The 16,296-nt window shown below is 69.0% G+C and carries 19 protein-coding genes; 11 read left to right on the top strand and 8 right to left on the bottom strand.

What is annotated here, in order from left to right; genetic code table 11:
- The first annotated feature begins 232 nt into the window (after positions 1-232).
- From DXK32_RS29785 to rarD, 4 genes are all read left to right on the top strand, one after another.
- Positions 233-472, top strand: a complete 240-nt coding sequence (locus tag DXK32_RS29785; RefSeq protein ID WP_038531271.1) for a BolA family protein — start codon at positions 233-235, stop codon at positions 470-472.
- Between the two features lie 59 nt (positions 473-531).
- A complete protein-coding gene (grxD, locus tag DXK32_RS29790) occupies positions 532-873 on the top strand; it encodes a Grx4 family monothiol glutaredoxin (RefSeq protein WP_014239508.1) in 342 nt (113 codons plus the stop codon).
- 152 nt (positions 874-1,025) lie between these two features.
- Entirely contained in the window at positions 1,026-1,460 is a 435-nt protein-coding gene (locus DXK32_RS29795; protein WP_114861809.1) for a hypothetical protein, read from the top strand.
- Between the two features lie 100 nt (positions 1,461-1,560).
- A complete protein-coding gene (gene rarD, locus DXK32_RS29800; RefSeq protein WP_114861810.1) occupies positions 1,561-2,550 on the top strand; it encodes an EamA family transporter RarD in 990 nt (329 codons plus the stop codon).
- 6 nt (positions 2,551-2,556) lie between these two features.
- Here the strand turns inward: rarD and DXK32_RS29805 are convergent, their stop codons facing one another.
- A complete protein-coding gene (locus DXK32_RS29805) occupies positions 2,557-3,228 on the bottom strand; it encodes a TetR/AcrR family transcriptional regulator (RefSeq protein WP_114861811.1) in 672 nt (223 codons plus the stop codon).
- 206 nt (positions 3,229-3,434) lie between these two features.
- Here DXK32_RS29805 and DXK32_RS29810 point away from each other — a divergent pair, with 206 nt between their 5' ends.
- The 3 genes from DXK32_RS29810 to DXK32_RS29820 all read left to right on the top strand — a co-directional run bounded on the left by DXK32_RS29810 (position 3,435) and on the right by DXK32_RS29820 (position 5,272).
- Positions 3,435-4,538: an alkene reductase gene (locus tag DXK32_RS29810; protein WP_114861812.1), complete on the top strand. Its 1,104-nt coding sequence runs from the start codon at positions 3,435-3,437 to the stop codon at positions 4,536-4,538.
- A 168-nt stretch (positions 4,539-4,706) separates the two neighbouring features.
- The gene (locus DXK32_RS29815) at positions 4,707-4,949 is read left to right on the top strand and encodes a hypothetical protein (protein ID WP_114861813.1); all 243 of its coding nucleotides are present in this window, start codon (positions 4,707-4,709) and stop codon (positions 4,947-4,949) included.
- Positions 4,949-5,272 carry a type II toxin-antitoxin system RelE/ParE family toxin gene (locus DXK32_RS29820; protein WP_162801417.1) on the top strand — a complete coding sequence of 108 codons (324 nt, stop codon included), beginning with the start codon at positions 4,949-4,951 and terminating at the stop codon, positions 5,270-5,272. The genes DXK32_RS29815 and DXK32_RS29820 overlap by 1 nt, the downstream gene beginning before the upstream one ends.
- Positions 5,273-5,348: 76 nt before the next feature.
- Here DXK32_RS29820 and rpsD read toward each other — a convergent pair whose 3' ends face one another.
- The 6 genes from rpsD to cimA form a co-directional block, all read right to left on the bottom strand.
- Positions 5,349-5,963: a 30S ribosomal protein S4 gene (gene rpsD, locus DXK32_RS29825; RefSeq protein ID WP_014239501.1), complete on the bottom strand. Its 615-nt coding sequence runs from the start codon at positions 5,961-5,963 to the stop codon at positions 5,349-5,351.
- Positions 5,964-6,124: 161 nt separating this feature from the next.
- Positions 6,125-6,421, bottom strand: a complete 297-nt coding sequence (cowN, locus tag DXK32_RS29830; RefSeq protein ID WP_094303160.1) for a N(2)-fixation sustaining protein CowN — start codon at positions 6,419-6,421, stop codon at positions 6,125-6,127.
- A 154-nt stretch (positions 6,422-6,575) separates the two neighbouring features.
- Positions 6,576-6,788, bottom strand: a complete 213-nt coding sequence (locus tag DXK32_RS29835; protein WP_114861815.1) for a hypothetical protein — start codon at positions 6,786-6,788, stop codon at positions 6,576-6,578.
- 156 nt (positions 6,789-6,944) lie between these two features.
- Positions 6,945-7,658, bottom strand: a complete 714-nt coding sequence (locus tag DXK32_RS29840; protein ID WP_114861816.1) for a PAS domain-containing transcriptional regulator — start codon at positions 7,656-7,658, stop codon at positions 6,945-6,947.
- 53 nt (positions 7,659-7,711) lie between these two features.
- Positions 7,712-8,482, bottom strand: a complete 771-nt coding sequence (locus DXK32_RS29845) for an RNA methyltransferase (RefSeq protein WP_114861817.1) — start codon at positions 8,480-8,482, stop codon at positions 7,712-7,714.
- Positions 8,483-8,498: 16 nt separating this feature from the next.
- On the bottom strand, positions 8,499-10,103 hold the full coding sequence (gene cimA / locus DXK32_RS29850; protein ID WP_114861818.1) for a citramalate synthase: 1,605 nt from the start codon (positions 10,101-10,103) through the stop codon (positions 8,499-8,501).
- Positions 10,104-10,442: 339 nt separating this feature from the next.
- Between cimA and DXK32_RS29855 the strand changes: the two genes are divergently transcribed.
- Entirely contained in the window at positions 10,443-10,856 is a 414-nt protein-coding gene (locus DXK32_RS29855) for a response regulator (RefSeq protein ID WP_114861819.1), read from the top strand.
- 14 nt (positions 10,857-10,870) lie between these two features.
- On the top strand, positions 10,871-12,739 hold the full coding sequence (locus tag DXK32_RS29860) for a CHASE domain-containing protein (RefSeq protein WP_114861820.1): 1,869 nt from the start codon (positions 10,871-10,873) through the stop codon (positions 12,737-12,739).
- 111 nt (positions 12,740-12,850) lie between these two features.
- On the opposite strand, the gene DXK32_RS29865 is transcribed toward DXK32_RS29860, so the two are convergent.
- Positions 12,851-13,315: a preQ0 transporter gene (locus DXK32_RS29865; RefSeq protein ID WP_114861821.1), complete on the bottom strand. Its 465-nt coding sequence runs from the start codon at positions 13,313-13,315 to the stop codon at positions 12,851-12,853.
- Positions 13,316-13,615: 300 nt separating this feature from the next.
- Here DXK32_RS29865 and DXK32_RS29870 point away from each other — a divergent pair, with 300 nt between their 5' ends.
- Both DXK32_RS29870 and nosP read left to right on the top strand, forming a co-directional pair.
- The gene (locus DXK32_RS29870) at positions 13,616-14,812 is read left to right on the top strand and encodes an acyltransferase family protein (protein ID WP_162801418.1); all 1,197 of its coding nucleotides are present in this window, start codon (positions 13,616-13,618) and stop codon (positions 14,810-14,812) included.
- A gap of 303 nt (positions 14,813-15,115) precedes the next feature.
- Complete coding sequence (nosP, locus tag DXK32_RS29875; RefSeq protein WP_247877409.1) at positions 15,116-16,252, top strand: nitric oxide-sensing protein NosP; 1,137 nt, start codon at positions 15,116-15,118, stop codon at positions 16,250-16,252.
- The last annotated feature ends 44 nt before the right edge of the window (positions 16,253-16,296 follow it).

Here is a 16,296-nt window from a genome sequence, read left to right on the forward strand (position 1 = left end):
CTTCCCACGGCTTCGCCGCGGGCCCCTTCCCTCCCCCGCTTCGCAGGAGAGGGAGATCAGTCCCCTCCCCTGCGAAGCGGGGGAGGGCTAGGGAGGGGGCGAGTGCTTCAACACCACCAAACCCTTCGCACCGCGGAATGTCGTCGCTTCTCCGGTGACAAACCCGGTTGCTCCGCCTAATTATACGGGCAGCGCCCGCATGGGCAGGGTTTGACGGAACAGGATGACGGCCATGGCGATGGAAGCCGCGGTGATCGAGAAGCTCATCAGGGAAGGCATCCCGGACGCGACGGTGGAGATCGCCGACCTGCGCGGCGACGGCGACCATTACGCCGCGCTGGTCACCTCCGCCGCCTTCAAGGGCAAGTCGCGCGTGCAGCAGCACCAGATGGTCTACGCCGCCCTCCAGGGCCGGATGGGCGGGGAGCTGCACGCCCTGGCCCTGACCACCGCCGTGCCGGAAGGCGCGTAGGACGCCGTCCCGCAAGACACTCCGCAAGACACGACGACATCGTAAGAAGGCCGAGAGACATGGTTGACCAGAACGTCAAGGATCGCATCGAGCAGGACATCAAGGGCAACGATGTCGTGCTGTACATGAAGGGCACGCCCGTCTTCCCGCAGTGCGGCTTCTCCGCCGCCGTCGTCCAGGTGCTCAGCACCGTCGGCGTGAAGTTCAAGGGCATCAACATCCTGGAGGACCCGGGCCTGCGCCAGGGGCTGAAGGACTACTCGAACTGGCCGACCTTCCCGCAGCTCTACGTCAAGGGCGAGTTGGTCGGCGGCTGCGACATCGTGCGCGAGATGTACGAGTCGGGCGAGCTGCAGTCGCTGCTGGCCGACAAGGGCGTCGCGACGGGCGCCAACGCCTGATCGGCCATCCGCGCCGCAGACGTGTGACAAAGGGCTCCGCCATGGCGGGGCCCTTTTCCTTTGGCGGAACAGGCTGCGGCCGGCCCTTGTTTTTCCATAGACGATTCCGCGGAGGTGTCGGCACGGAGAGGCACGGAAAAGGAGGCCCGGTCATGGACAGGCGCGTGTTTCCAGCGGCGGCGCTGCTGGCTCTGATGGCTGTTCCCGCTCTGGCGCAGGGGCAGGACGGAACGGTTCCCAAGCAGGAGCGGCTGACCGCCTGCCGGGACGAGGTGTCCCGCTTCTCCGACCTGTTCCTCGGCGACAAGGTGGTGGCCGGCGGGCGCAACCACACCGCCCTGACCGGCGAGCAGAAGGACCGGCTGCGCGGCCTGCTTGGCGAGGCGCGGTCCGCCGCCGGCAAGGGCGATCCGGACGGCTGCGTGACGCGGCTGCGCGAGGCCCGCGCGCTGGTCCGCAACGAGGGTGTCGGCACCAACGTCCCGATCGGCCGGGGCTCGTCGGGGTCGTCCGGCGCGATGCCGCGGAACGGAGCCCCCACCGGCAGCGGAAGCGGAGGCGGCACCGCAGGCGGCGGAGGGGGCTGACCGGGAAAACCCCTGCGGGAAATGCGGCATTCCCAGCGCGCAGTGCGGGCATGAGGGGGCGTTCCTATCGCCCATTTCTTGGGCATGGTAAAGGGGAGCCATGGCCCAGACTCCCTCTCCCTCCCTGCCGCAGGCCGACGGGCGCAACCCCGCCACCCTGGGCTTCGCCGCCGCCCTGACCGCCTTCCTGATCTGGGGTGGGCTGGCGCCGATCTTCTTCAAGCAGCTCGGCAACGTCGGGGCGGTGGAGGTCGTCGCCCACCGGGTGCTGTGGACGGTGGTGCTGGTCGGGCTGTGGCTGGTGCCGACGCGCGGCCTGTCGGGCATCGTGCGCGGGGTGGGAAGCTGGCGGCGGCTGGGCATCTTCCTGGTGACGACGGCGCTGATCGGCAGCAACTGGACCATCTTCATCTGGGCCGTGAACAACGGCCATCTGGTGCAGTCCAGCCTCGGCTACTACATCAACCCGATCATCAACGTGCTGCTGGGCATGGCCTTCCTTCAGGAGCGGCTGTCGAAGCGGCAGGGTGTGGCGGTCGTGATCGCGGCGGTGGGCGTGCTGAGCCTCGTCCTGTCCTACGGGGAGGTTCCCTGGGTGGCCCTGTCGCTGGCCTTGAGCTTCGGCGTTTACGCGCTGGTGCGCAAGAAGGCGGCCATCGACCCGCTGATCGGACTGCTGGTGGAAACGGTGCTGCTGGTGCCGCCGGCCATCGTCTATCTGCTGTGGCTGAACGCCCAGGGGCTGGGGAGTTTCGGCGCGCACGGGCTGGGCACCGACCTGCTGATCATCCTGACCGGCCCGGTGACGGCCATCCCGCTGGTGCTGTTCATGGTCGGCGCCGCCCGGCTGAAGCTGTCGACCATCGGCATCCTGCAGTACATCAGCCCGACCGGGCAGCTCCTGCTCGGCGTCGCGGTCTATGGGGAGGCCTTCACCTCCTCCCACCTGCTGGCCTTCGTCTGCATCTGGGTGGCGCTGGCGCTCTACTCGGCGGACGCGCTGTTCACCCACCGCGCCGCCCGCGCCGAGGCCCGGGCCGAGCAGAACCGGGCCGAGCAGGCCCGCATCGCTGCCTGCCGCGCCGACTGAGGCGGCTCAGGCCCGCGGCGCGAGGCCGTGGGCCATGGTGTGGGCGAGCGTCTTCACCACCTCGTTGACCCGGTCCGGGCAGCGCCCGAACACCACCTGATCGAGGAAGCCCAGCCCGAAGCTGAGCGTGGCGATGCCCGCCGCGACGTGGGCAAGGTCGGCGTCCGCCGCGATCGCCCCGCGCGCGCGGAAGATCTCCAGCCGGCTGAGCAGGCAGGGGATTCGGCTTTCCGACAGGGTGCGGGCCATCTCGTTCGCGATGTCCGGATCGACCAGAGCGCGGGCCAGCATCACCCGCGTGAAGTCGCGGCACTTCCAGGCGTGGCGGAGCTGGTGCAGCAGGAAGGCCGCCAGATCCTCCTCCAGGTCGTCGCCGGGCGGCGACATGGCGCAGCCGCTCCCCTCCTCGCGCCCGTAGCGCTCGACGACGGCCAGCAGCAACCCGGCCTTGCCGGAGAAATAGCGCTGGATCAGCTGCTCGTTCACACCCGCGCGGCCGGCGATGTCGCGCGTGGTCGCGGCGTCGAAGCCGCGCTCGGCGAACACCATCTTGGCCGCGTCCAGCAGGACGCCCTTGGTGGCTTCGCGGTCGCGCTTGCGCGCGGGCGCGTCCGCTCCGGTGCCGCAACAGCCCTCATCAACGGCCGAGACGGTGGTCGGGGTGTCGGTCTTGTCCACGATGCAGGCCCTCTCACTGGCCGCCGATCCGTGCGGCGGCTGAAATGATAATAGGTATGCACGTGCATACTTGACAAGCCCGGATGATCCTGACATGTATGTACTCACATACATACCGGGCACCGCCCAACCCGCGGAACCCCGGACCCCGCTTTGGGATGCCTCAAATTGGGACCCGATTCTTGAATCGAGAGGGCAACCGCATCATGACCACCGCCGATCTGTTCACGCCGCTGCTTCTTGGCTCCATGGAGCTGCCGAACCGCGTCATCATGGCGCCGATGACCCGCAGCCGTGCTGGCGAGGGCAACGTCCCGACTCCGCTGATGGCCGAGTATTACGGCCAGCGCGCCTCCGCCGGCCTCATCATCACCGAGGCGACGCAGGTCTCGGCCACCGCCCAGGGCTATCCCAGCACGCCGGGCCTCCACACCGACGCGCAGACGCTCGCCTGGCGCCGCATCGCGGAGGAGGTCCACGCCAAGGGTGGCCTGATCGCCGCGCAGCTCTGGCACGTCGGCCGCATCTCCCACACGGAGTTCCAGCCGAACGGCGCCCTGCCGGTCGCTCCCTCGGCCATCGCCGCCGCCGGCGAGTCCTACACCAGCAAGGGCTTGGTGCCCTTCCCCACCCCGCGGGCCCTGGAGACCGACGAGATCCCCGGCCTGGTCAAGGCCTTCGCCGACGCCGCCAAGCGCGCGGTGTTCGACGCCGGGCTGGACGGGGTGGAGATCCATGGCGCCAACGGCTACCTGATCGACCAGTTCCTGCGCGACCGCACAAACAAGCGCACCGACCGCTACGGCGGCGGCGTGGAGAACCGGGCGCGCTTCCTGCTGGAGATCGTGGACGCGGTGACCACCGCCGTCGGCCCCGGCCGGGTCGGCGTCCGGCTGTCGCCCACCGGCACCTTCAACGACATGGCGGACAGCGACCCGCGGGCGCTCTACACCCACGTCACCGAGGCGCTGAACCCCTTCGGCCTCGCCTTCCTGCACGTCATCGAAGGCCAGCCGGGCCACCACATGGCCCCGCCGGACGGCGCCCCGCACCTCGCGGCGGAGTTGCGCCGGATTTTCAAGGGTCCCTTCATCATCAACGGCGGCTACAGCAAGGAACAGGCCGAGGCGGCCATCGCCGCCGGCGCGGCGGACGCGGTGAGCTTCGGCGAGCCCTTCATCGCCAACCCGGACCTGCCGGAGCGCTTCCGCCGCGACGCGGCGCTGAACACCCCGGACAAGGCCAGCTACTACGGCGGCGACGCCCGCGGCTACACCGACTATCCGGCGCTGGAAACGGCCGACGCCTGATCCTCCTCCCCCGCGGGGATTGCCCCCGATCCCCGCACCTCAAGGCCGGGACCCGCAAGGGTTCCGGCTTTTTTCTTTCCACCGGGTTTCTTTCCACCGGGCCACCAGCGCCGACGTTGCCCGTTCCGGGAATCGGCTGTTATCCTGAACCGAGCGAAGGAGACGGGCATGAGCGTGATTCTGCCGCGCAACATCGAACAGATGGCTGAACGCCGCGCCAGCGAAGCCGGCTTCCAGGATGTCGCCTCCTATCTTGCCTATCTCATCGCTGCCGATGCCCGCGATGCATCCGACGACGCTCTGGAAGGCGCCTTGTTGGAAGGGCTTGAAGGAGACGGCGGGGAGTGGGATGCCGAGGCAATGCGGGCCGAATGCCGGGCAACGCTGGCCGCGACACGCAAAGACCGCTGATGGCCATGCGCATCTTTCCAAGCCCACGCGCGCGGAAGGACATTCTCGACCATTACACCTACATCGGCCTTCGGGATGAAGCGGCTGCCGAACGCTTTTTGACCGCCATCGACCGCAGCTTCGCCCGGATCGCCGAGCATCCCGACATAGGATCGACCCGGCTTTGGCGAAATCCAGCGCTTCGCGGCATCCGGGCGTGGCCCGTCGCCGGGTTTGACCGCCACCTAATCTACTACCGCCGCCAGGGGCCGGATGCGCTCAGGGTTCTGCGCATTCTCCACGGAGCGGCCCTGTCCGAAGGGGTCTTGCGGACGCCGTCTTGAGGCACGACCTCCGATCCCAAACGAAAAAGGCCGCGCCCGGAGGCGCGGCCTTTCTTGTGTCGGCTGGGCCGAACGGTCAGCGCGAGTAGAACTCGACGACCAGGTTCGGTTCCATCTGGACCGGGTACGGAATGTCGGCCAGCAGCGGGACGCGGACGAAGCGGCCCTTCAGGGCGCCCGTGTCGACTTCCAGGTAGTCCGGGGTGTCGCGCTCACCCGAGGCGGTGGCCTCGAGGATGAGGGCCATCTGCTTGGACTTGGCGCGCACCTCGATGGTGTCGCCTTCCTTGATCTGGGCCGACGGGATGTTCAGGCGGCGGCCATTGACCAGGATGTGGCCGTGGTTGATGATCTGGCGCGCGGCGAACGGGGTCGGCGCGAACTTCATGCGGTAGACCACCGCGTCCAGGCGGCGCTCCAGCAGGCCCACCAGGTTCTCGCCGGTGTCGCCCTTGCGGCGCACGGCCTCGGCGTAGATGCGGCGGAACTGCTTCTCGCCGATGTTGCCGTAGTAGCCCTTCAGCTTCTGCTTCGCCATGAGCTGCAGGCCGTAGTCGGACGGCTTCTTGCGGCGCTGGCCGTGCTGGCCGGGGCCATACTCACGCTTGTTGATCGGCGACTTGCCACGGCCCCAGAGGTTGACGCCGAGGCGGCGGTCGATCTTGTACTTGGACTGTTGACGCTTGGCCATTTTGGTCCTCGATGGAACACGAGTTGGTTTTGTCCCGGTAGTTCCGCGGAACAGGCCGCGGACGGGGCGCAAACAAGAGGCACGCCCGCTTTCCCAGGAGTGAAGGCGCGCACTATACGGATTCGGCGCGCCTTGTCAAACCATGAGTCCACCACACTGCGTCAGCAGCACTCGTCTTCCAGCTGGCGGAGCATGGCGAGCCCTTCCTCGTCCTCATGCTCTTCGAACAGGTCGGAAATGTAATAGACGTTGGCGCAGAGCAGGCACAGCCCGTCCGCCTGACGCTTCAACGGATCGTCGGCCACGGCCAGCTTCGCCCGGAAGCGTTCCCAGAAGGCGTTGGTCTTGGCCGGGTCGTCGATGTGCATGTACAGGCGCTCGATGATGCGGCGGGAGTTGCCCTCGCAGTCGATGCCCTTGAAGGAGACGTAGCGGTCGGGAGTGTCGGTTGCATCCACGGTCGTGCTTCCTGCGGAAGAGGGTTGTGTTGACATCCCTCATCGCGGAAGGCGGGTCCAGGAACAAGACCCGCTGCACGAACGGCGGGCGGACGGCGTGAACGGCGGGAGTCCTGCGCGAACGGTTCGCGCTCTTACCAGTCAGGCGCCCCACTCAGGCCGCGTCTGACAGATCTTCCTCGGTGAAGTCCAGCAGCGTGTTCAGCCGCTGCGGGGTCAGCGCCTCGATCCCCTCGTGCCACATCACCTCGCCGAACAGGGCGTGCAGGGCGGCGAGACGCTCCGGCGAGAGCGCGGTCAGGCGGTCGCCGTAATACTCCACCACGAGCTGGTCCACATAGGCGCGGTCGTCGTCCAGGAAAGCCATGGCCGTGTCTCCTCGTCATCGTGGCGCCCACCCGATGCGGGCGCCGGCCATGGCTTTGTTCTACGCCTGCGGCGGCGCCGGACGATTGAGACGGATCAACCGGCCCGGGATGTCACAGCCCGGCGGGAACAACCCTGATGCGCGTGAGGAGAAAGGCTAAAGCGCCAACAGCTTCTTCAACCGCTCGATCCGGCCGCGGCTGACCGGCACGCGGGGGGAGCCGGGAGCGGCCATGACGAAGGCGGCCCGCCCGTCGCTGCGGTCGATGGCCTGGGCGTGGCGCAGGTTGACCAGATAGCGGCGGTGCGCCCGCACGAACTGCCGCCCGTCGAGCCGCGCCTCCAGATCCGACAGGGAGAGCGAGCAGAAGAAGGCGCCGTCCGCCGTGTGGACCCGCGTGTAATGGCCGTCGGCCTGCACATAGACCGCGTCGGCGGGGTCGATCAGCACCACGCCCTGGCGCGTCGTGATCGGCAGCTTCACCAGCGGCGTGACCGGCTCGGGCGCCGCGTCCGCGGGCGACGGCGGAACCGGCTCGGGAAGCGCTTTCCCGTTCACCTCGAACAGCATTAGGGCCAGCGCGGCCCCGCCGCCCGGCGGCAGGGCGGTGGCCTTCACCACGATGGTCCGCCCCGGCAGGGCCACCATCATGGAGCTGGCCGCCGCCGGGGAGTCCGGGTCGTGCGCCGCGGCCAGCAGCAGTTCCACCTTGGCGCGGCTGCCCGGCGGGTGCAGGTCGTGCAGGCTGGCCCCCAGCAGCGGACGGTCGCGCCCCAGCATCCGCGCCACGGACGCGTTGACCGACACCACGCGCCGGTCGCCGTCGAGCAGGACGAGGCCAACGTCCATATGCTGCAAGGTGTATTCCATGGGGCAGTATAGGCCGCGATTCGCCCCGGAAGGAAAGAGGTTCGGGAAGAGGGTTACGGTTCGCCCTTGCGCCGTCCGGTCAGCGCCGCGACGACGCCGTGGAAGGTGCGGACCTCCTGCTCGGTCATCTGCATCCGCTCCAGCGCGTTGCGCAGGGTGCGGACCATGGAGGGGCGCTTCTCCGGCGAGGTGAAGAAGCCGGTGCGGTCGAGGTCGCCTTCCAGATGCTCGAAGAAGTTCAGCAGCTCCGCCTTGGTCGCCGGGCGGGTCTGGCCGGTGTGCAGCAGGCGGTCGGGCGGGGTCTCGCCGGTCTGGAACCACTCGTAGCCGATCAGCAGGACCGCCTGCGCCAGATTGAGCGAGGAGAAGGCCGGATTCAGCGGCACGGTGATCAGCGTTGAAGCCAGCGTCAGGTCGTCGTTGACCAGACCGGTGCGCTCCGGCCCGAACAGCACGCCGGTCTTGTGCCCGGAGTCGACGTGGGCACGCAGTTCCGTCGCGGCGACGCGCGGGGTGACGAACTCCTGGATCATCCCGCGGGTGCGGACGGTGGTGGCGAAGACCACGTTCAGGTCGGCCACGGCCTCCGCCGTCGTCTCGTAGAGCTTGGCCCCGTCCAGCACCGGATCGGCGCCCGACGCCGCGGCCACCGCCTTCTCGTTCGGCCAGCCGTCGCGCGGCTTCACCAGACGCAGCTCGGTCAGGCCGCAATTCAGCATGGCCCGCGCGCAGGCGCCGATGTTCTCGCCGAGCTGGGGCTGCACGAGGATGATGGTCGGGCCGCCGAGGACGGAGGGCCGGGTGGGGTCTTTGCCGGAGGTCATGATCGGAACGTTGGTCTCAGCTTCGCGGTGTTGCGCCGCCTTTAAACAGCTTGAATGTGTAACTGTCCACCAGCGCCTCCATCGACGCCTCGATGATGTTGGTGGAGACGCCCAGCGTCGACCATTCCTGCCCGTCGCCGTTGCGCGAACGGATCAGCACGCGCGGCATGGCCCCGGTGCCGTCCTTGGCCGCCAGGATGCGCACGCGGTAGTCGGACAGCTTCACCCCGTCGAGCAGCGGGTACAGCGGCTCCAGCGCCTTGCGCATCGCGGTGTCCAGCGCGTTCACCGGACCGTTGCCCGACGCCACCTCGTGATACTCCTTGCCGCCGATCCTCACGCGGACGACGGCCTCGGACTCCACCACCAGCTCGCCCTTGGCGTTGTAGCGGCGCTCGTCGGTGACGTGGAAGCGCTTCAGGGTGAAATAGTCGGGCACCTCGCCCAGCTCGCGGCGGACCAGCAGCTCGAAGCTGGCCTCGGCGGTGTCGTAGGCGTAGCCCTCGGTGTCGCGCTGCTTCACGAGGTCGAGCAGGCGGTTCAGCCGTTCGTCCTTCGGGTCCACGGCCATGCCCATCTCGCGCAGCCGGGCGATGACGTTGGCGCGGCCCGCCTGGTCCGACATGACGATCTGCCGGCGGTTGCCGACCGCCTCCGGCTCGACATGCTCGTAGGAGGACGGGTCCTTCTCCACGGCGGAGACGTGCAGCCCGCCCTTGTGGGCGAAGGCGCTGGCGCCGACGTAGGGGGCGTGGCGGTTCGGCGCGCGGTTCAGCCGCTCGTCGAACTTGCGGCTGATCTCGGTCAGCAGCGGCAGGTCGGCGGGCCGGATGCCGACGTCGTAGCCCATCTTCAGCATCAGCGACGGGATCAGCGACACGAGGTTGGCGTTGCCGCAGCGCTCTCCCAAGCCGTTGATCGTCCCCTGCACCATCCGCACCCCGGCGCGCACCGCGGCCAGCGAGTTGGCGACGGCGTTCTCGGTGTCGTTGTGGCAGTGGATGCCCAGCCGGTCGCCGGGAATGCCATGCTCTTCGATCACCCGACGGACGATCGCGTCGATCTCATGGGGCAGCGTGCCGCCGTTGGTGTCGCACAGCACGACCCAGCGCGCCCCCGCCGCGTAGGCGGCCTTGATGCAGGAGGCGGTGTAGGCCGGGTTGCGCTTGTAGCCGTCGAAGAAATGCTCGGCGTCGAACAGAGCCTCGCCCTTGGCGGCCTTCAGCGCGGCGATGCTGTCGGCGATCAGCTCGATGTTCTCCTCGCGCGGGATGGCCAGCGCGACGTCGACGTGGAAGTCCCAGGTCTTGCCGACGATGCAGACGGCGCGCGCCTTGGACTGGATCAGGGCGGCGAGCTGCGGGTCGTTCGCGGTGCTGCGGCCGGGACGGCGCGTCATGCCGAAGGCGGTGAAGGTCGAGCGGGCGAGGTCCGGCGCCTCGGCGAAGAACTGGTCGTCGGTCGGGTTGGCACCGGGCCAGCCGCCTTCCACATAGTCGATTCCCAGCCGGTCGAGGTCGCGGGCGATGGCGATCTTGTCGGCGACGGAGAAATCCACGTCCTGGGTCTGCGCCCCGTCGCGCAGCGTCGTGTCGTACAGATGGATGCGTTCGCCCGTCATTGCCGCCGCCCGAAGATATTGGTCGCCCGAAGGAAGGTCATAGGACTGTCCGGAGGGCCGGAAGAATGGACGATGCGCTTCGCCAGCTCAATGCTTTTGATCGAATCCGCCAGGAATGCGTGGCTTCGCCACCTCGGCCATAGGCACGCAATGGAGGTAATAGGACAAATGTACTGACCGAACAAACCATCGTCTGTGCTACACAGCCGCCCCTCTGCATGGCGCCCGTCTCACGGGTGCGGTACTCTTTTCTGGCCGGATGCCTGTTGGTCTGGCCTGTTGGTTTGGCCTGTTGGTCTGTACGATCACCGGCCCTTGTGAACGGATGGATTGGACACAGTGACTCCCGCGGGTGACGACGACCAGGACAAGCTCGTCATGGTGATCGACGACGAGCGGACGGTTCTGCAGGCCCTCAACCTCCTGCTGGAGATGTGGGGGTACCGGGTCGTCACCGCCGAAAGCGAGGGCGAGGCCATCGACCGCCTGTCCATCGCCGGGGAAACACCGCACGCCATCCTGGCCGACTACCGCCTGCGCGAGGGGCGCACCGGCGTGCAGGCCATCGACCGCATCCGCGCGGAGGCCGGGGCCGAAGTGCCGGGCGTCATCATCACCGGCGACACCTCCACCGAAGGGCTGCGCGACGCCCGCGCCCGCGGGCTGACCGTCCTGCAGAAGCCGGTGCTGCCGCCCCATCTCCAGGCGGTGCTGACCAAGGTGCTGCGGGAGCAGCCCGCCGGCACGGCGTGACGGGCCGGACCGGCATGGACGTTCCCTTACCACCGGCGCCCACCGCGCCACCCAAGCCAAGGCACAACGGGCCAACGCACAACGGGCCGAAGCGCAAGCGCGCCGCCGTTCCCGACGGGCGGCTGTTCCGGTCCTGGGAAAGCTGGGTGGTCTTCGGGCTGGGACTGCTGCTGACCGGCCTCGCCTGGCTGCTGTTGACCGAGCAGAACCATCGGCTGGCCGAGACGCGCTTCCGCGCGCTGTCCCGCGATCTGGCGGGCGACGTCACGGAGCGGCTCGACACCTACGAGCAGATGCTCCAGGGTGCCGTGGCGATGGTGGACGCCGGCGGCGGGCAGGTCAGCCGCACCGAATGGCGCGCCTACGTCACCGGCCTGCATGTGGAGGACCGTTATCCCGGCATCCAGGGGATCGGCTACGCCAAGCGCGTGAAGGCGTCCGACCGGGAGCAGCACGAGGCGTCGCTCCACGCCGCCGGCTTCTACAGCTACCGCGTGACGCCGGAGGGGGAGCGGTCCGAATATTTCCCCATCGTCTACATCGAGCCCTTCGCCAGCCGCAACCTGCGGGCCTTCGGCTTCGACATGCACGCCGAACCGACCCGCCAGACCGCCATGGAGCGCGCCCGGAGCACCGGCACCGCCGCGGCGACCGCCCGGCTGCGGCTGGTCCAGGAAACCGAGGAGGACGTGCAGCCAGGCTTCCTCATCTATGTGCCGGTCTACGACCAGACCCTGCCGCTGACCACCCCCGCCGACCGGCGGGAAGCGCTGCTCGGCTTCGTCTACAGCCCCTTCCGCGCGCACGACCTCATGCGCAGCATCATGGGCCAGGGCGCGTCCCAACTGCTGGACATCCGCGTCTATGACGGGGCGGAGGCCACGCCGGACGCGCTGATGTTCGATTCCGCGCCCAGCCGGGAGGCCTTCCGCGACACCCTGCGCATCCAGGTGTTCGGGCGCCCCTGGACGCTGGTCCTGTCCGGCACCCACGCCTTCGAGGACAGCGTGGCCAGCGCCACGCCGCGGGCGGTGCTGTTCGCCGGCCTGATCATCACCCTGCTTCTGGTCGCCACCGTCAATTCCGTGCTGCAGGACCGCGACCGCATGGCCGAACTGCGCCGCAGCTACGACGCGCTGGCGCGGGCGCGGGCGGAGGCGGAACAGGCCAACGCCGCCAAGTCGCGCTTCCTCGCCGCCGCCAGCCACGACCTGCGCCAGCCGCTCCAGACGCTGGGCATCTATCTGCACATGATCGGCGAGCAGGCGGACAACGCCCGGCTGCGCAAGCTGGTGGACGCCGCGGGCGAAGGGTTCGAGGCGACGCAGCGCCTGCTGAACTCGCTGATGGACATCGCCATGCTGGAAACCGGCGTGATCAGCCCGCAGCTGGCCGAGCTGGACCTGCCCGTCTTCCTGGAGCGCATCTGCGAGGAAGGCCGGCTTGAGGCCGCCGGCAAGGGGCTGGGCTTTCGCGTCACCTGCGGCGGCGCCCGCGTGACGACCGACCCGGCGATGCTGGAGCGGATCGTCCGCAACCTGTTGAGCAACGCGCTGAAATACACCCACAGCGGCACCATCCGGGTGACCTGCCGGCAGGCGCGCGGCTTCACCGCCATCAAGGTGCAGGACACCGGCCCCGGCATCCCGCAGGACCGGCTTCATCTGATCTTCGAGGACTTCTACCAGATCGGCAATCCGGAGCGCGACCGGCGCAAGGGCCTCGGCCTCGGCCTCGCCACCGTGGCCCGGCTCAGCCGGCTGCTCGGCTACCGGGTCCGGGTGCTGTCGCGTCCGGGCCGCGGCGCCATCTTCCTGGTCGAGATTCCCGACGAGGCGCCCAGTCCCCGCCAGACCACCGAAACGGTGGCCTCGTTGGTCTGACGCCCCTGGCCCTTTTGGCGATCGCCGACGCCGCGGCCCCTCGACGATGCCGGGAACACCCGCGGCGAAACCGGTGGGGCCCCGAGTCGGCGATTGCCAAATCCGTTTGGATCAAGCCGTCGCCGGCCGGTCCGCCCGCGCGCGCATCAGCATCCACACCGCCGACACGCCGACCAGCTTGGACGCGAGGCTGGCCGCCCAGACCGTCGGGTCCCAGATGCCGAGCATGCCGAAGAACAAAGCCGTGTCCACCGGCACCGACAGGGCGGCGCTGATCCACAGCCGATCGCGCAGCGGGCGGCGGGTGACGGTGAAGACGCCCCAGTCGATCAGTTCCGACACCGCGAAGGCGGTGACGCTGGCCGTCGCGACGAAGGGGTCGGCCAGCAGGAAGGACAGAACCGTGGCGGCCAGCATGGCGGCCAGCGACCAGTGGCCGTAGCGGACCTGGACCATGTCGCGCAGGATGAAGATCAACCCGGCCCAGCAGGACCACACGAGGTCCAGATGCGGCGCGAGGCTGAAGGCGTAGTTGATGGCGAGTACGCTGCCGATGTAGGCGGCGAGCCAGAGCATGACGGAATCCTCCAATAGCCACCCGCGGAAATACGGGCGCGAACGACGGCGCCACCCGCGTGAATGCGAGCGCTCCGCAGCGGTCTTGTAGCAGGTTCGGCCCATCGGCGTGAACCCTCGGCGCACGCCGCTCCAGAGGGAGCGCAACCGGCGGAAAAGGCTTACCCCCACCTTGGTTCCCCGGATGCGCCGCCGCCCCTAGCGCGTCCGGACGATGCCCTGGCGCGTTCGTTCGGAGAGGCGAAACGAAAGAGACCCCGAAAGGTGAGGGCGATGGCGGCGGCGGGCGTATCAATTGGAATGGGCGGCACACGGGATCATTCGCTGGACGCGGCGCGCAGCCTGCTGATGATCCTCGGCGTTCCCTACCACGCGGCGCTGATCTACACGCCGGGCTACGACTGGGTGATGAACTCCCCCGACGGCATCGCCTGGATCGGGTTGTTCGCGGACTTCATCCACAGCTTCCGCATGCCCGCCTTCTTCCTGATCTCCGGCCTGCTGATCACCCACAGCCTGCGCCGCCACGGGCCGCGGGCCACGCTGACCTCGCGCGCTTCGCGGCTGCTGGTGCCGCTCGTCGCCATGGCGGCGACGCTGAACGTCGCGCAACTGTGGATGGAAAGCCGCGCCATCGACCCCGGCCTGACCGCAAGCGAGTTCCTCACCCAGACCATCCCCGCGGCCTTCTGGAGCGGCGGGCTCGTCTACCATCTGTGGTTCCTGGTCGAGCTGTTCATCAGCGTGCTGGCGCTCTGCCTCACCTACCCGCTGCTGGTCGCCCTGCACCGGCGGCTGGCGGAGCGCGCGCCGGGGCTGGCCCGCTGGCTGGCCGACCCGCCGGACTGGCTGCCGCCGCTCCTGCTCAGCCTCGTCATGATGGGGGTGCTGGGCTTCGACAACATCTCCGACTGGCTGGTGACGCCGCTGGTGCCGACCAACTCCACGGCGGTGAGCGTCGTCGTCTCGGGCGGCTTCTTCGCGGTCGGCGTGCTGATCGCCCACTGGCCGGGCGGAGCCGCGCGCTACGCCAAGGCGAGCTGGGGCGTGGCGCTGACCTATCTGGTCTGCTTCGCCATCCACATCGGCATGGTCGGCGTGGAGAAGCCCATGCCGGTGCGCTTCCTCGACGAGGCGCTGCGCGCCGTCGCCGCCTGGTCGGCCTTCCGCTTCGTCCTCGGCCTGACGCAGTCCTTCTTCTCGGCGGAGAGCCGCCGGGTGCGGGCGCTGTCGCAGGCCTCCTACACCATCTATCTGCTGCACCATCTGGTGGTCATGGCCGCCGGCTTCGCCCTGCTCGCCGTCACCGCGCCGCCGCTGCTGGAATTCGCCGCGATCACCACGGTCGGCCTGTTCGTGCCGCTGGCCGTCCATCACGGGCTGGTCCGCCGCTCGCCGACGCTGCGCTTCCTGATGAACGGCGTCCCGCCGGGTGAAGCGAAGAAGCGAAGCACGCCGGCGCGCGGCCGCGAGACGATGGCGCGCCGGACCGGCTGAGCAGGGCCGGCTGAGCAGGGCCGGCTGAGCGTGGACGGCGCCACGCCGTCTTAGACCATGGTCGCATGCCCGCACCCCCGCGCCGGCTTTGCCCGGCGGGCGTCGCTGAAGTAACCTATGGGTCATCCGCCCACGTTCCCCGGCCGGCCTTCCGGCGTCGGGTGGCGGCCTGGGGTGTTGGATGCCATGCCGATGCTTTTCGGGACCCGCATTGTGACCAGCCATCCGGCCTCGGACGCTCTCCTCTCCGATGCTCCGCCCAGCAGCCCCGCGCCCAGCCCGCCCCTGCCAAGGGCCGTCTCCATGGCGGAGGACGCCCGCGCCGCCGCGCGGGACCTCTTCGAGGGGCTGTGCGGACGGAACCCCGCCGCCGTCGCCGAACTGGAGATGGTTCTGGTCTTCTGCTCCGCGCACTATGACCGGGTGGAACTGGCGGCGGCGCTGGCCGAGCTGTTCGGGCCGGTGCCGGTGGTCGGCTGCACCACGGCGGGCGAGATCACGCCCTTCGGCTACGCCGCCGGATCGCTGGTCGGGATCGGCTTCCCGCGCGCCGACTTCACCATCGCCACCCAGCGCATCGACGACCTCGACCGCTTCTCCATCGCCGAGGCGCCGCGCGTCCTGCGCAGCCTGATGGAGCAGCGCGACGTCGCGCTGGCCGCCCGCGCCGACGCCTTTCCCGACCATGGCAGCTTCGCCTTCCTGATGATCGACGGCATGTCGCGGGCGGAGGAGATGGTGGTCAGCGCGCTGCACAGCGTGCTGATGGACATCCCGCTGTTCGGCGGCTCCGCCGGGGACGAGCTGCGGTTCGAGCGCACCTTCGTCCTGCACGAGGGGCGGTTCCACACCAACGCCGCCGTGCTGATGCTGGTCACCACGGCGCGCCGCTTCGTGGTCTTCCGGACCGAGCATTTCGTGGCGTCCGACGCCAAGATGGTGGTGACCGGCGCCGACCCGCAGCGCCGCATCGTCACCGAGATCAACGCCGAGCCGGCGGGCCGCGAGTACGCGCGCATGGTCGGGCTGGAGGGGGAGCCGCTGACCCCCCTGATCTTCGCCGCCTATCCCGTCGTGGTGCGGGTGGGGGGCGAGTACCATGTCCGCTCCATCCAGAAGGTCAACGACGACGAGAGCCTGACCTTCTACTGCGCCATCGACGAGGGCATCGTGCTGACCGTCGCCCGCGGCGTCGACCCGGTGGAGAATCTCGAGGAGATGATGCGCAAGCTGGCGGCGGAGGTCGGCGGGCCGCCGGACCTCGTGCTCGGCTGCGACTGCATCCTGCGCCGGCTGGAGCTGGAGCAGCGGCAGCTCAAGCACGTCATGTCGGCGGCGCTGGCGCGGCACAACGTCATCGGCTTCTGCGCCTACGGCGAGCAGTACAACGCCATGCACGTCAACCAGACCTTCACCGGTGTCGCGATAGGTGCGCGATGACGCTCATCTTCGACTGGCGGGAACCGTCCCGCCCACACGCCGAC

The organism is Azospirillum brasilense (assembly GCF_003349955.1).
In the GTDB taxonomy this organism is placed as follows: domain Bacteria; phylum Pseudomonadota; class Alphaproteobacteria; order Azospirillales; family Azospirillaceae; genus Azospirillum; species Azospirillum brasilense_B.

Bases quoted from the DNA above. Each gene is read 5' to 3' on its own strand.
- DXK32_RS29785 (WP_038531271.1), top strand. From the start codon at position 233: ATGGCGATGGAAGCCGCGGTGATCGAGAAGCTCATCAGGGAAGGCATC.
- grxD (WP_014239508.1), top strand. From the start codon at position 532: ATGGTTGACCAGAACGTCAAGGATCGCATCGAGCAGGACATCAAGGGC.
- DXK32_RS29795 (WP_114861809.1), top strand. From the start codon at position 1,026: ATGGACAGGCGCGTGTTTCCAGCGGCGGCGCTGCTGGCTCTGATGGCT.
- rarD (WP_114861810.1), top strand. From the start codon at position 1,561: ATGGCCCAGACTCCCTCTCCCTCCCTGCCGCAGGCCGACGGGCGCAAC.
- DXK32_RS29810 (WP_114861812.1), top strand. From the start codon at position 3,435: ATGACCACCGCCGATCTGTTCACGCCGCTGCTTCTTGGCTCCATGGAG.
- DXK32_RS29815 (WP_114861813.1), top strand. From the start codon at position 4,707: ATGAGCGTGATTCTGCCGCGCAACATCGAACAGATGGCTGAACGCCGC.
- DXK32_RS29820 (WP_162801417.1), top strand. From the start codon at position 4,949: ATGGCCATGCGCATCTTTCCAAGCCCACGCGCGCGGAAGGACATTCTC.
- rpsD (WP_014239501.1), bottom strand. From the start codon at position 5,963: ATGGCCAAGCGTCAACAGTCCAAGTACAAGATCGACCGCCGCCTCGGC.
- DXK32_RS29835 (WP_114861815.1), bottom strand. From the start codon at position 6,788: ATGGCTTTCCTGGACGACGACCGCGCCTATGTGGACCAGCTCGTGGTG.
- DXK32_RS29840 (WP_114861816.1), bottom strand. From the start codon at position 7,658: ATGGAATACACCTTGCAGCATATGGACGTTGGCCTCGTCCTGCTCGAC.
- DXK32_RS29845 (WP_114861817.1), bottom strand. From the start codon at position 8,482: ATGACCTCCGGCAAAGACCCCACCCGGCCCTCCGTCCTCGGCGGCCCG.
- cimA (WP_114861818.1), bottom strand. From the start codon at position 10,103: ATGACGGGCGAACGCATCCATCTGTACGACACGACGCTGCGCGACGGG.
- DXK32_RS29860 (WP_114861820.1), top strand. From the start codon at position 10,871: ATGGACGTTCCCTTACCACCGGCGCCCACCGCGCCACCCAAGCCAAGG.
- DXK32_RS29865 (WP_114861821.1), bottom strand. From the start codon at position 13,315: ATGCTCTGGCTCGCCGCCTACATCGGCAGCGTACTCGCCATCAACTAC.
- DXK32_RS29870 (WP_162801418.1), top strand. From the start codon at position 13,616: ATGGGCGGCACACGGGATCATTCGCTGGACGCGGCGCGCAGCCTGCTG.
- nosP (WP_247877409.1), top strand. From the start codon at position 15,116: ATGGCGGAGGACGCCCGCGCCGCCGCGCGGGACCTCTTCGAGGGGCTG.